This is a genomic window from Leptolyngbya cf. ectocarpi LEGE 11479 (genome assembly GCF_015207065.1).
In the GTDB taxonomy this organism is placed as follows: domain Bacteria; phylum Cyanobacteriota; class Cyanobacteriia; order Phormidesmidales; family Phormidesmidaceae; genus Leptothoe; species Leptothoe ectocarpi.
This window is the reverse complement of the sequence record NZ_JADEXP010000168.1, coordinates 1-13,275: the sequence shown is the minus strand read 5'-3', so window position 1 is coordinate 13,275 and position 13,275 is coordinate 1. Positions and strand designations below refer to the sequence as shown.

The following is a 13,275-nucleotide window of genomic DNA, read 5'->3' as shown; positions in this document are numbered from 1 at the left end:
ATTTTGACCTTTACTGGGTAGTTATCTTTCTTAAGCTCTTTGAATAAGAATGGACTCCAAGCCTGATTAAAAGATAATGCTAGAATTCCAATTATGTTTCCTATTTGGTAAGCAACACTATAAATTCCAACGTCAGACATGCCAATCATCGCAGCAATAAAAAATCGATCAATATAATTGATTACCCATCCTGATAAAGCATGCGGAATAAGTGGCAAGCCAAAACTGAGAGCATTTTTAAGGTGATCAATTTGAATATATTTGAGATTAAAGTAATTATTTGATATTTGATTATGCCATAGGTGCCATAGAGAAAATGCTCCGAATACCAGGCCAACAGCAATGATGCTTGAGACTCTTCCTTGCCAGCCCATTTCTAGATGAACTACTAAAAGAATAGTTAAAGTGATGTTAAATAAGGCTTTTAAGATGTTGAACAATCCAAACCTGAGGGCTTTTTCTTGAACTCGCCACAAGCTCAATAGTAGTTTTGACCAGGATTCAAAAATAGCAAATAAAACCACATAAGAAAGCCATCGTTTTGGAACTTCTCTGAGTATTATTTGTGAGTGGATAATATTTTCGACAAGGATTGAAAATATTAAAAAACTGGCCAGAGAAATTACTATTAAATTATATAAATACTTCTTAAAATCGATATCCTGGAGTTTGAAGTAAGTCCGAGTTAGTGCTCCGTGAGTATTTACTCCAATAAGTATAGAAAATATGTATAAAAGGATCTTAAATGTTGAAACTAAGCCATAGTCAGATGGTGAAAGATATCGAGTTAGTATTGGTAAAAATGCGAAAGGTATGGCACTACTTAATAGGTTAGATCCCAAGTAAATTCCATAGCTAGATAGTAGTTTGTGTTTAAGAATTCCAGATATGTTTCGCACACCTTAAATGTATTAGATAGGCTTTTAAAGAGATTTTTTCGGTTAAGGTAGTATATGTTCTATAGGCGTAATCAGAAGGGGTAAAATATAAGCTAATTAGAGTAAATCCCAAGTGACGGCTGTTCCTTTTTTTAGGTCAATTTTAGCTGTTTTACCTATGACTTTTTCGTAGTACTTTGGTGGTAATCCATATCCAGGTCTAATTGCTCTTATATTTTTGATACTAAAGATATCACCGGCCTTGATGTCTTCGACCACGTAAAGGCTGCGACGAAATACTAAAGATTTTTTTTCGGCTTCTGTCGGACCATAGCTTATTTTACCCAGCGCTTGCCAAGCTTGTTCAGACTCAATAACTAACCGTTTCATTTCAGATGGTTCCATTGAAAAGGCTGAATCGACTCCCCCATCAGTCCGACTGAGGGTAAAGTGCTTTTCAATGAACGTGGCCCCTAAAACCACGCTAGCTACACTAACACCGATGCCAACTGTGTGGTCTGACAGTCCTACTTGAACATTGAATAAGTCACGCAGATGGGGAATGGTGAGGATGTTCGTATTTTGGGGAGTAGCGGGGTACGTGCTAGTACATTTGAGCAAAATTATATCCTGGCAGCCTGCTTGATGAGCAGCACAGACAGTTTCATCTAGTTCAGCGACTGTTGCCATCCCAGTGGAGATGATCATGGGCTTGCCTGTGCTGGCCACTTTGCGGATCAAGGGGAGATCAGTATTTTCAAAGGAAGCAATTTTGTAACAGGGGGCATTTAGTGATTCCAAAAAATCAACAGCGGTATCATCAAAGGGGGTGCTGAAACCTATAATTCCAAGCTCTCTACATTTATCAAATATGGCTTGATGCCATTCCCAAGGTGTATGGGCCTGCTGGTAGAGCTTATAAAGAGAGGTGCCTTTCCATAAGCTGTTGGGGTCCTCAATAAAGAACTCATCTGTATCAAGATCAAGAGTCATGGTGTCAGCAGTATAGGTCTGGATCTTGAGTCCATGGACACCCGCGTGGGCTGCTGCTTCAACAATTTGCAATGCCCGTTCCAATGACTGATTGTGATTGCCAGACATTTCGGCCACTATGAAAGGCCGTTGGCTAGTTCCGACAGCTTGCTGGCCCAGTTGAATCTCTTTCATATTTAAGGTTTTAGCCTCACATTATAAGTCTGATGGTCGGAGTCTCAGCTCTGATTGCTAGGCATTGCCAGGTCATTTTTGATACTGTTGCACCTATGCTGCTCCTTTAACAGTTTGATTGTAGGAAGTCCTTTGTGGGTAACTGTGCCAAGTTTTCTGAAATCCGCCTTTTGAAAAGCTCGGAGGGAAGCTTGGTTATCCGGCTGGATGTAGGCATAAATATAGGTGATGTTCGAAGTTCTGAATAATTTGGCAGTGGCTAGATTTATTAGCTGATTTCCATAGCCTTGAGCGCGAAACTTACTATCTATGGTGACCGAAACTGTGGCGTTGTCCTGGTGTAGATCAAAGCGAATGACCCCAAGGGGACTATCGTGGAGATCGAGCGCCAGATAAAATCTGCAGTCTAAAGCCTTCTGTTTGGCATTGAACCATTGAACGTGTTCATCCCATGGAATAGGTTGGGATGAGAAGGAGCGCGCCCTAACATCTGGGTCATTGGCCCACTGCCATATCAGTTTGCAGTCATCCTCATTGACAGTTCTAAGTCGGAGTCTTTGATTTTGCAGATGCATGAGGACTCTTTGGCTGCCTTCTCCATCTACTAGCTGACGACTACTCTCCGTCATTGCTTGTCGTAAATTTGGGGTATTGACTAGTCTATAAGTCTGTTGTCGGAGAGTATTGGTGGAAATATTGTTATGCCATCCTAAATTTATGGCGGCACCGACAGTGTCTAATTTTTCTGCGATCGCACACTGATTCTCTGCCAAAATTATCATCAGACTTGGCAACCCCATAAATGCCAACTCCCAACAGGTACTCCCCCCAGCTGTGACGGCTAAATCAGCCCAAGCCATCAGCTCAGACATATGGGCTACATTACGATGGAGTGTAATGGCTATTTCTGAAGCCTCAACAACCTTTTGTAATTGCTCATAGTGAGGATTACTGCCTCCAACCACTACTATCACTTCCAGGTTATTGACCTTGAGCTTTTTCAAGGCCTCAATCACCTTGAACGTAATATTATCTGGATCCGCACCGCCTAACGTTACTAATATCTTCCGAGCCACTGTCGGAATCTTTCGTTGCCAACCTTGCCAGAGCCAAAACTCTTTTCTCAGCAGCGCATAGGACGTCCCCAGGAGTAGCTGCGTACTAGATTCTCGGTTAGCATATAGCTTCTCCTGGGCACAAACATTTTGATTTAGCACTAGATCTGCACAGTAGTGCTTTGCATGCCCATAATCATCAAGCAACAGCAGTTTTAGTCCGGCTATTTTGATCGTTCGCTGGTAATCAACCCCAAACTGATATCCATCCACCACTACCCAAAGCGATCCTAACGCTTTAGCTTTAATAACAGTTTGTTCAGCATCTTCTTGACTGCCCGGTGATACCAACAGATAGTCAACCTTGATACCTTCCGCTTGCAATCGAGACTCTAGTGCAGGTGCTTTGATTGCCATTAGAAAAGTTACTGGCACATCTACTTCTAACCAAGCCTGAGCCAGGGCCATACAGCGAACAACATGTCCTGTCCCAATTTTAGAGGAGGCATCGGATCGAATCAGTAGGCTCATTGAAATAAGGTATTGCTCTAACTAGGGGACTTCTTAAGTAAAAACCAAGTCACATCATCCTGTGGAAAAAGATGATCGCGGTGATAGACAAAGCCATAATCCAGCAAGGTCAGGTCGTCAAATTGGTCTAACAGTTCGCCTGCAAAATCACGCTTGAATAGTCTGTTTTTATGCCCCCGATACGAGATCTCAACGGGGGTAGCATTATAATATTCAACAATACAGATATATCTATTGCTGGCTTTATACAATGTCTGATATGCCTGAGATAGCCTCTCTGGATTAATATGAATCAATACTCCTTTGATTAGGACGAAATCATAGTTTTGTGTAGGTGAAAAGTCAAAAATAGACTGTATATGTGTGTGTATCTTGTCTTTCTGTAGAATTTCTCCAGCTTTTTTGTTGATCTCAACCGCAGATAGTTCTGCCTGTGGAATCAGTTGTTGAATTGCTTTTAAGTTCAGCCCAATATTTGCACCGAACTCAATGACAGATCTGACGTGATGGGTACGGCTGAGAACTTTTGAAAATAAGGCAACATTGCTTGAAACTAGAAGTTCCGACTGATTGCGAGTGGTGTAGCTATCTCCAAAATCGCCTGCCCAAAAAGCTTCTTGTTCAGTTGAGAAAATCTCCATAACCTCTCCTCGATTTTAATTATCAGATTCAATTTTGTTCATAATGACAGGGGCAATAATTTCTGCCCGAGTCCAGTCTTCTTCATTGTCAATATCCTGCACGCGCCACCTTGGGATGATGATAGGTGTAGAGTGCCCATGAAAAATATGTTTGCCATTTAACCATGCAGAGGGGCGTCCCCAGTAAAACTGACCAGCATCATGCAGTGCCCGAGGTAAATCCTGAGACCGAGTCAAAAGATACTGTGGAAAAAACATTTCGACACTTCCCTCAGGGGTTTTGCTCAATGCTCGAAAAATGGGCGCGGTGAATTCTGTAACTGAAAATGCATAGTCCCAATTTCCCGAATCTAAAATCTCCAATCCCCGTTGTAGATCATCGACTTGAATAAATGGTGCGGTTGCATAAATACAACAGATAGATGTGATAGGCCAACCTTGCTCAATGGCCCATTGAGTGGCATGGGTCATAACTTCTGTTGTCCCAGTATGATCATCAGCCAGGTTGTCTGGGCGCATAAAAGGGACCTCTGCGCCCCACTGTTTGGCTACTTTGGCAATTGCAGCAGCATCAGTCGAAACAATCACATGATCGAATAAATGCGACTCCAGTGCTGCCACAATAGACCAGGCAATCATCGGTTTGCCATAAAAGGCCCTAATATTCTTGCGAGGAATCCGTTTACTTCCTCCCCGAGCAGGGATAATTGCGACTCTCATGATGATCCTGGATAATCCATCTCAATACTCATTGAATAGCCTCAGATAGCATCTGAGTCACATACTCTTGCTCGGTTGGAGTTAGGCCATAATGCAGGGGTAGACTGATCGCTTCGCGATAGTACTGCTCTGATTGAGGGAAATCTCCCCAACTAAATCCCAGGTTTTGATAGTAGGGTTGTGTATGCACTGGGATGTAATGTAAATTTACGCCGATTCCTTTTTGTCGAAGGGTTTCAAAGACTTGCCGGTGGGTTTTGCGAATCTCGTCTAATTTCAGCCGCACTACATACAAGTGCCAGCTCGATGACGTATCTGGATGTTGCCAAGGCAAAACCAGTGGTAATTCTTGTAAAAGCTGGTTATAACGCGCAGCCAGCCAGTGTCGCTTTTCAATAAACGTATTTAGCTCTTGTAATTGGCTAAGGCCCAATGCAGCCTGAAGATCGGTCATGCGATAGTTGTAACCGAGTTCCAATTGCTGATAGTACCAAGGACCATGGGATTCATCTTGCAGCAGCATAGAATCACGGGTAATTCCATGGGTACGCAATCGTATCAACTTTTCGTATAAATCTACTCGATTTGTTAAAACCATGCCCCCTTCTCCAGTGGTAATAATTTTGACTGGATGAAAGCTAAAAACTGTCATATCGGAAAATGAACAAGAGCCAATAGCTTGCCCCTGATATCTCCCACCAATGGCATGGGATGCATCCTCAATGACCTGAAAGTTATATTTTTGAGCCAATGCCCCAATCTTCTCCATGTCACAAGATTGGCCTGCGAAATGTACTGGCATCAAAATTTTGGGTAGAGATCCCTGTTTCTCTGCGTTACTTAATTTGTGCTCAAGTTCGGCGGTGCTTAAGTTATAAGTTTTGGGATCAATGTCAACAAAGTCGATGGTTGCTCCGCAATATAATCCACAATTGGCTGAGGCGACAAAGGTATTGGGCGAAGTCCATAGCTGGTGACCCGATTCTAGTTGTGCGGCTAGACAGGCGATATGTAATGCGGCTGTTGCACTGGAGACGGCTACACCATACTTGACCCCGCAATAGTTTGCGATCGCAGTTTCAAACTGAGAAATCACCGGCCCTTGGGTTAACCAGTCTGACTTGAGGACAGCCACAACAGAATCAATATCTTGCTGCGTAATATGTTGTCTGCCATAGGGAATATAATCAACCATGGTGCTTAGACTTTGAAGTCTGGGTCAACATGAGCCTGGGTTAACTGCCGCAGTTCTTCAACTGTCAGAAATCGTTCGTTGCTACCAGAGTTATAACTAAACCCTATCTCTACAGGTGTTGCCCCCATCAAGTCGCAATATTGTTCAATACTGTAGTTGGCTTGGGTCGGTAAAATTGCATAATAGGAACCCAGATCGACGGTGGTATATGAGTCTGAGCTGGTAATCATCTCTTCATGAATTTTTTCCCCAGGGCGAATACCTACAATTGGATACTCACACTCAGGGGCAATGGCTTTAGCCACATCAGTAATCCGATAGGAAGGAATGCGTGGAACTAGAATCTCTCCTCCCAGTGATTTTTCGATGGCCCAAAATACCATGGCAACCCCTTCTTCTAAGGAAATGTTAAAACGGGTCATATTTGGATCGGTAATGGGTAAGATTCCCTCTCTACGCTTTTTCAGAAAAAAAGGAATCACTGAGCCCCTAGAGCCCATCACATTGCCATATCGCACGACACTAAAGCTCAAATCTCGACGGCCTTTAATGTTATTAGCCGCAATGAACAGCTTGTCGGAACAAAGTTTGGTTGCTCCATAGAGATTAATGGGAGCCGCTGCTTTGTCAGTGGATAAAGCAACGACTTTCTTGACATTAGTATCTATGGCCGCCTGGATAACATTTTCAGCTCCCAGAACGTTAGTTTTTACAAATTCCATGGGGTTATATTCAGCTGCAGGCACTTGTTTGAGAGCAGCAGCATGAATAACAATATCAATCTGCTCCAAGGCGCGGGTCAGCCGTTGCACGTCACGAACATCACCCAGAAAGTAGCGTAGGCCTGGGTATTGGTTAGGAGAGAACTGTTGAGCCATCTCAAATTGCTTGAGTTCATCTCGAGAATAAATAACTAATCGTCTAATCTGCGGAAATTTTTCCAGGATAGTGGTTACAAATTTTTTGCCAAACGAGCCAGTTCCACCAGTTACCAAAATAGAGGTGTTTTCGCTAAGCATCATGGGCTTACTCATAAATCATCTGTTTGAGTAGACTAAACTATCCATCAATTTTGATTTTGCGGAAACCAGGTCTATTTCGGAGTTGATGTACGCAGCGCAACAGATAACTGATTGCCCCACCTCATACTGGGGCATCCAATGATCGGAGCTATAGTACAGAGCTATTACCTGTCTCAGTACGACTGGCTTTGATGACTAAGGCTGGAGTTAAGCATGGGAGATACATGGATGAATAAGATCTCGATTCCTATCCATCCAGAGTGCCCATAGCTATGGAAAATAGCATCAAGATTATTTGATATCGTATTGCTGGACCGGCAACCTGATAGACACCTTAGGGAATAAAGCGCTTTTCGCCGTAGGCAAGCAGATGCTCGATGGTGGTCAGGCGATGTTGCCAGGTTTGTAGACGATATTGATTTTGTTGGGATTTGACTGAGAGGTCAGCGGTGATGACGCGATCTAGCTGGTCTAGTTGCGATCGCACCTCCTCCAGCTTACGGTGAGAGGGCTCCTCTGCCAGATCGGCCAGCTGTTCGCCCAGTTCGTTGACATCACTGGCCCACTGCGCCAGCCGCTGTTCGTTCATCAACAGCTGGCCATTGCTCAGTAGCCAGCTCCACTCTCGCTGGAGCGCTTGGTAACGCTCAGCCGCCGTATCAAACGGCTGTTGCTGGGGTAACGAGTGAGACACCTCAGCATCTCCCTGGGTGGCATTGAGTAAGGTCTGAATTCCTCGCTCTAGGTTGTCAGCCGCAAAGAGGGCATAGCCGCTCACGGGTAAATCTCGCAGGGTTTGAATCTGATCAAACGCAGCCATATCAGGTAAATTGAGCAGTCGAATCCCTGGAATAATTAACGTAGAGCCATAGCTAGCATTTAATACCCAAGGATGAATTAACTCTTCAAACCGGTTGGTATCCATGGCGTAGCTCATCAGCACTATCCAGTCCACATCCCCACGCTTTGCCCACGTTTCCCAATCCTGCTGGATTTTTTGAACTCGCTCATGGGTTGGCTTGGCAAATACTGCTGCTGAAATCGTGATACCGGGTTTTTGCTGCCGCAACATTTGAGACGCCTCGGCCACAAATGAGCTGACTTGCTCGACTCGAAAATCAGTCCAGCGCTGCCACAGCTGTCGCTGTCGGCGCTGTTCATAGGAGCTAAGCGAGGCATTATTACGGGGAGATAGTACCGCTGGATCCAAACCGGTCATATCCCGAAAACGCAGACGAGCCGCTGTGCCATATCCATAGGTCCGATCTGCCCCCGGATCTTGAAAGGGATAGCGCACATAGTCAAACTGCACTCCATCCACATCGTAGTTATTGGTCAGCTCCTGCAGCATGCGCATCAGATAGCTACGTACCTCCGGGTTGGCTGGATCCAAAAAAGGCTTATCCTGACCCACAGGCACAATGCGTCCCTGACGATCGTAGGCAGCCCACCCCCGATTCGCATTAATCAGCGGCCCTGGATAATTAGCCGGTAGATTCAACAGGGCATTGTGGCGACGGTTCCCAGCAGCAAATAGCCAGACCCAGGCATGCACCTCAATTCCCCGTTCTTTACCCAGCCTGACAGCCGCCTCTAACGGATCCCAATGGCGTGTCAGAGGATTTTGCTGGGGGGCAATTCGACTGGGATAAATGGGATAACCAGCATTGATGGCTTCAAAGAAAACTGTATTGATCCCCGCCTCTGCTAAACGATCAAACACGTCTTCTAGTCCCGCCTCAGAACCAGCGCGGACTATAGTGCCCCGATCTAACCACATGGCGCGGACTTCAGCCTGGGCCAATGATTGATCGACAGGAAACGCATTCCAGAGGGCACGACGGGCTTCTAACCAGCGCTGACGGGCGCTGCTGTAGTCACGCTGAGCGATCAGCTCAGGCCAGTCTTCTAGAGTTTGCTGGGCTGTTTCGAGAGCTGGGTGAGTGAGCGGTGTAGCTAATCCTGCTCCACCCAAGCTGGCACTGAGACTCCCCTCATCAGTTTTAAGCGAGCCGAGGGCTAGCTCCGCAGGCTGGGCGCTGGCATAGTTATGGAGTAAGGCCCCCTCAAAACGTCCCATAAGATTATTGAGTTCCTCCTGCATGGCCAGCTCCAAAAATGGGCTTATCGCCCCATTTCCTGGCCGAATATCCAGACCGGGGGGCTCAGCAACATGAGCTGGATCCGTCTCGGTCAAGGCCAGCCGCTGCCCGCCCAAGCCTTCAACAGACTGGTGGGATCGGGAGTCATTTTCTAGCGCATCTGTGTCCATCAGGGATGATGAACTCGCAAATCCAGGAGCAGCCAGGACAAAGCCCCCCAATATTGCAGCAAGTGCGTAGGAGGTAGCAAACAGCGAATGGAGCATGGATAGGTGGAACGAACGGAGTAAAACTAATGACGCAATAGATGCAAGACAGTGCCACTCAGGAGATGGCTAAAAACGCTAAATACAAAGTAAATATTAAAAAGTTTTCCCAAAATGACTATACCGAACGAAGGCCCCCTTCTCAGGAGCAATTCGGTGGTTACTGGCGAAAGCATTAAGAAAATACAATCTAAGTGTTTTAAGTGTTTAGAGATCACTCCTAGCGTTGCTGTAGTACAATACAAAGCTCTGTGTTGAATATTGCAAGCTAGCATGTTCAACTAGTATGTTCGTTTTGATAGGCTCTATTCGGTAAGCTCTATGGCGCTCCTGCAAGAACAAAAGCAATCAATTATTACTGACTACCAGGTGCATGAAACAGACACTGGCTCTGTAGATGTGCAAGTAGCCATGCTCACTGAGAAAATCAATCGCCTGAGTAAGCACCTGCAGGTCAATAAAAAGGACCACTCCTCTCGGCGGGGACTGCTGCGTATGATTGGCCGTCGTAAGCGTTTGCTAGCCTATTTAATCCAGCAGGATGCCGATCGCTATCGGGCTTTGATCAAACGGTTGGGCATCCGTGGCTAAGGGCAATCCAGGTTACGCTTAAATCTTGTCTGCGTAGTTTTAACTATCACGGGTGCTATGCCTTCCAAATCTCAGCGTGATTCTCTGCCTTTTGAACCCAAGTCCAGTAAGCCGCCCAAGGACAGGGGCGCTGATGATTCATCCGAGACAGCAGCGCGCTCCAAAGGGACATCGGCTAACACGTCAGCTAAAAAGGGCTCCCAACGCCGGACTGGTAGCCAAAAGGATAATGCCGGTATTCCAGAAGTGGTCAGCCGTCGGATGATACGCCGAATGGCTGTATTTGCCGGAGTACCCACTTTTTTGGGCATGTCTTCGTTTGTCATTGCCTATATTTTGCTGACTCAGCACATTGCTGAATTCCCGAACGTGGTGGTTCTGCTCGTTTCGTTGGGCTTTTTTGCTCTGGGTACCGTTGGGCTAAGTTACGGTGTTTTATCTGCTTCCTGGCAGGAAGAGAGCGAAGGCAGTTTGCTGGGACTTGAAGAGTTTTCTGTAAATTTTCGACGATTAGTGCAAGGGCTAAGAAAGTCTAAGCAATCGTCAGCCTCCGACTGAGATGTACTCAAAGATCAGGTGCCTGATCGCCTGGCTGCTATGCTCATTTGAACTGAGGACGCCTTTCCTCAGTCTGATGTTTCAATGATTTCGTGCAGCTGTTGCTCCATTTGTTTGAGCATGGTCATAATCGCGGGCAGCGTTTTTTGTTTTGTATCCTGCACGTCTAAGTTGCGCTGGGCCTGAGCCCGGAGTTCATCAATACGCTGCTGTAAATCGTGGGCAATACCCAGGGCATCGCGACCAATGTTATCAATCTGTTGCTGTTGATAAAATCTTAGGGCGGCTCCTCGCAGGATTTGGAGTGTGGCTTCTTCACCATGCTTCCCTGGCATCACTCGAAACCGTAGCAAAATTCGCTTTTGATTGTGTATGCGTTCAATCTCGATTTGCTTGGGTTTACGGACAGGAATCAGTGAAAGACTCATCATGCGTTTGAGCTCATTGATCACCCCTTGAAAAAGCTGTGAAGAAATATCATCTACTACCGATTGTACAGCGCCATCTTTACTCCACAGGATGCGGCAGGCCTTACTCTGTCGCTCTAGATACAATCGGCCAATTCCTTCTTGGGTAATAATGCGCTTGAGGAGTATTTGGGTGAGTTCTTTGGGATTAGTTTGGTTTAAATTAAGCTCTGTTGCGGTATTGGAATTTTGAGGTTGACTGCTCTCTGTCTTGATTGCTGTCTTAGGGGTGGCGGGTTCTGTCAACTCTATGGTTAAGGGGGCGACAGCCGGTGGGTCTGGCCTAGCAGCACGTTTGTCTGGAACACTGGGCGCTGACGGCTGGGGTAATGATGGCTGAGCTGCCTTGATTGGGTTTTCAATGATCTCCGTTGGAGCCCCTACCACTAGTGTCGGTTGCTCTGCAAAGGAGATATTATCTGTTGGGGAGTGGGTCTGAGGCTGTGGTGCTTGGGAAACTTGGCGGTTTTTGGCAGAGTGACTCAAAAACTTTGATAAAATTTCTCGGTGCCAGTCAGAGGCAATGGGGCGCGATACGATTGAGCAGTTAATATAGGAAACTAGACGTCTGACATAGTCGGCGGCAGTTGCATCATCAGGGTTAACCATACCTAGATTAAGGATGCTGCCTTCAATGGAAAGGGGAAGAACCTGATAGTAAAGGCAGGCTTCAAAGGGCAAAATGCCTTCTATCAGTAGAAACATTTGCTCTAAATCAGCCTTGATTTCAGTTTTTGGAAAGCTATGAGACAGCGGTGACAGGGCATTGTCTTGGGGAAAGGTTGACATGGTGACTGCCTAGAAAGGAATAACGAAGATCAGGTTACAGGCACAATGATATGAATGGGATAACCTGCCCATAGGGCACCACGTCTGTTGCTCAAAGTCCGTTACTCGGACAGCTTTACAAGAGCCTGGTTTCTAAGCTCGCAGGTTTTGGGCGGCTAGGTAAAGCTTAGCCCATTCACTCATGACTTGTTTAGGTTTGCACCCTAGCTTTTGTGCGATCGCATCAACATCCTTCCCTTGTTTAAGTTCGGATAGTAGCTGCTGTTGGGAAGGGTCGAGCGTTTGCCAGTAGGTTTGCCACTGGGCTGGTGACAGACCCAAATCATGGTCTGTCAATGTGGTTTTTAACCAGCCCAGAACCAGTTCCGGTTGTTCCTTGAGGGTGAAGATACGGATGGCATGGTAACTAATTTTCTCGCGCAGTCGATAAACCTGGTTGATCGACAGATCGAGCTTTTTGGCAATCGAGTCTTGGGTATATCCCTGCAAATGGAGATCTAGCCATTGGGTTGCTGTATCACCTAAGGTTTCTTGCAAATAGCTAGTAAAGCTCTCTTTCACCGAGCGACGTGCCCGCTGGGTTTCCTCAAAGGCCTGCTGTTGTTCATAGGTACTTACGGCCTGAACATCAAACAGGCTGATGGTACTGTCGGAATCATCAGTGCCAATTTCTTCTGAAATTAGCTGGATTAGCTGTGCTCCTGGCACCTGAGTCATCCCGCCCCGTTGGGACCGACGCAGATAATTAACAAAGCGATACACAATTAAAGGCTGGTTGCGAATTGGACGCAGACAGTACTCTTCAATAGTCGCCATGGTCAGCAGATTACGGAGTTGAGAACGCCTGGTGCACCTGGAAATCCAGCTCATTTGCTCCTGGAGATGACGATCGCTCCGCAGCATCTCTTGGATAATTTCTTGCAGGACATCCTTGACCTGACGTTGCCGATCTCGACTCAAGGCAATCCACGTACGGATTTTACTCCGCACTAGAAATAGCCCGCCCAGCTTACGCATCAGGGTTTGATACGCCCGATCGGGGGGCAGTCCCCAATAGGTTTTGTAGAAAATACGATATCGATAATCCATGGCCTGGGTAGCAATGGAGAGATCTTTGCGAGAAAGCTCTTCAAATCGCTCCGTATTTTCACCGCATAGCCACTGAATAATTGCTTTGTGGGTATCGTGGCTTTGATCGGGCAAATCGGCCTGCAGCCTTTCCTGCCATTGGTTTACGATTGTGATTGCCACTGCCATGCGGATGCCTGCTGCTGATTAAAGAATGTTCAAAGT

The 13,275-nt window shown here is 46.0% G+C and carries 12 protein-coding genes; 2 read left to right on the top strand and 10 right to left on the bottom strand.

Annotation, left to right across the window (positions count from 1 at the left end):
- From IQ260_RS17375 to IQ260_RS17340, 8 genes are all read right to left on the bottom strand, one after another.
- Positions 1-899, bottom strand: an 899-nt coding sequence (locus IQ260_RS17375) for a lipopolysaccharide biosynthesis protein (protein ID WP_322744988.1), incomplete at its 3' end; no start/stop codon positions are given.
- Between the two features lie 96 nt (positions 900-995).
- Positions 996-2,045, bottom strand: coding sequence for a pseudaminic acid synthase (gene pseI, locus IQ260_RS17370; protein ID WP_193994374.1), 1,050 nt, complete (start codon positions 2,043-2,045; stop codon positions 996-998).
- A 44-nt stretch (positions 2,046-2,089) separates the two neighbouring features.
- Positions 2,090-3,631, bottom strand: coding sequence for a UDP-2,4-diacetamido-2,4,6-trideoxy-beta-L-altropyranose hydrolase (gene pseG / locus IQ260_RS17365; protein ID WP_193994373.1), 1,542 nt, complete (start codon positions 3,629-3,631; stop codon positions 2,090-2,092).
- Positions 3,632-3,648: 17 nt separating this feature from the next.
- A complete protein-coding gene (locus IQ260_RS17360; protein ID WP_193994372.1) occupies positions 3,649-4,272 on the bottom strand; it encodes a pseudaminic acid biosynthesis-associated methylase in 624 nt (207 codons plus the stop codon).
- 15 nt (positions 4,273-4,287) lie between these two features.
- On the bottom strand, positions 4,288-4,992 hold the full coding sequence (gene pseF, locus IQ260_RS17355) for a pseudaminic acid cytidylyltransferase (RefSeq protein WP_193994371.1): 705 nt from the start codon (positions 4,990-4,992) through the stop codon (positions 4,288-4,290).
- A 28-nt stretch (positions 4,993-5,020) separates the two neighbouring features.
- Complete coding sequence (gene pseC / locus IQ260_RS17350) at positions 5,021-6,187, bottom strand: UDP-4-amino-4,6-dideoxy-N-acetyl-beta-L-altrosamine transaminase (protein ID WP_193994370.1); 1,167 nt, start codon at positions 6,185-6,187, stop codon at positions 5,021-5,023.
- A 5-nt stretch (positions 6,188-6,192) separates the two neighbouring features.
- Positions 6,193-7,221, bottom strand: coding sequence for a UDP-N-acetylglucosamine 4,6-dehydratase (inverting) (pseB, locus tag IQ260_RS17345; protein ID WP_228016204.1), 1,029 nt, complete (start codon positions 7,219-7,221; stop codon positions 6,193-6,195).
- A gap of 322 nt (positions 7,222-7,543) precedes the next feature.
- The gene (locus tag IQ260_RS17340; protein WP_193994369.1) at positions 7,544-9,577 is read right to left on the bottom strand and encodes a glycoside hydrolase family 10 protein; all 2,034 of its coding nucleotides are present in this window, start codon (positions 9,575-9,577) and stop codon (positions 7,544-7,546) included.
- Positions 9,578-9,898: 321 nt separating this feature from the next.
- On the opposite strand from IQ260_RS17340, the gene rpsO reads away from it, so the two are divergent.
- On the top strand, positions 9,899-10,168 hold the full coding sequence (gene rpsO, locus IQ260_RS17335; protein ID WP_193994368.1) for a 30S ribosomal protein S15: 270 nt from the start codon (positions 9,899-9,901) through the stop codon (positions 10,166-10,168).
- Positions 10,169-10,225: 57 nt separating this feature from the next.
- Positions 10,226-10,726 carry a PAM68 family protein gene (locus IQ260_RS17330; RefSeq protein ID WP_193994367.1) on the top strand — a complete coding sequence of 167 codons (501 nt, stop codon included), beginning with the start codon at positions 10,226-10,228 and terminating at the stop codon, positions 10,724-10,726.
- A gap of 68 nt (positions 10,727-10,794) precedes the next feature.
- On the opposite strand, the gene IQ260_RS17325 is transcribed toward IQ260_RS17330, so the two are convergent.
- Positions 10,795-11,982, bottom strand: a complete 1,188-nt coding sequence (locus IQ260_RS17325; RefSeq protein ID WP_193994366.1) for an ATPase, T2SS/T4P/T4SS family — start codon at positions 11,980-11,982, stop codon at positions 10,795-10,797.
- Positions 11,983-12,114: 132 nt separating this feature from the next.
- Positions 12,115-13,239, bottom strand: a complete 1,125-nt coding sequence (locus IQ260_RS17320; RefSeq protein ID WP_193994365.1) for a HetZ-related protein 2 — start codon at positions 13,237-13,239, stop codon at positions 12,115-12,117.
- Positions 13,240-13,275 lie beyond the last annotated feature (36 nt).

What these genes read in the sequence shown, in the direction of transcription:
- IQ260_RS17330 (WP_193994367.1), top strand. Translation starts at nt 10,226, where the DNA reads ATGCCTTCCAAATCTCAGCGTGATTCTCTGCCTTTTGAACCCAAGTCC.
- pseI (WP_193994374.1), bottom strand. Translation starts at nt 2,045, where the DNA reads ATGAAAGAGATTCAACTGGGCCAGCAAGCTGTCGGAACTAGCCAACGG.
- IQ260_RS17325 (WP_193994366.1), bottom strand. Translation starts at nt 11,982, where the DNA reads ATGTCAACCTTTCCCCAAGACAATGCCCTGTCACCGCTGTCTCATAGC.
- pseB (WP_228016204.1), bottom strand. Translation starts at nt 7,221, where the DNA reads ATGAGTAAGCCCATGATGCTTAGCGAAAACACCTCTATTTTGGTAACT.
- IQ260_RS17360 (WP_193994372.1), bottom strand. Translation starts at nt 4,272, where the DNA reads ATGGAGATTTTCTCAACTGAACAAGAAGCTTTTTGGGCAGGCGATTTT.
- IQ260_RS17340 (WP_193994369.1), bottom strand. Translation starts at nt 9,577, where the DNA reads ATGCTCCATTCGCTGTTTGCTACCTCCTACGCACTTGCTGCAATATTG.
- pseF (WP_193994371.1), bottom strand. Translation starts at nt 4,992, where the DNA reads ATGAGAGTCGCAATTATCCCTGCTCGGGGAGGAAGTAAACGGATTCCT.
- pseG (WP_193994373.1), bottom strand. Translation starts at nt 3,631, where the DNA reads ATGAGCCTACTGATTCGATCCGATGCCTCCTCTAAAATTGGGACAGGA.
- rpsO (WP_193994368.1), top strand. Translation starts at nt 9,899, where the DNA reads ATGGCGCTCCTGCAAGAACAAAAGCAATCAATTATTACTGACTACCAG.
- pseC (WP_193994370.1), bottom strand. Translation starts at nt 6,187, where the DNA reads ATGGTTGATTATATTCCCTATGGCAGACAACATATTACGCAGCAAGAT.
- IQ260_RS17320 (WP_193994365.1), bottom strand. Translation starts at nt 13,239, where the DNA reads ATGGCAGTGGCAATCACAATCGTAAACCAATGGCAGGAAAGGCTGCAG.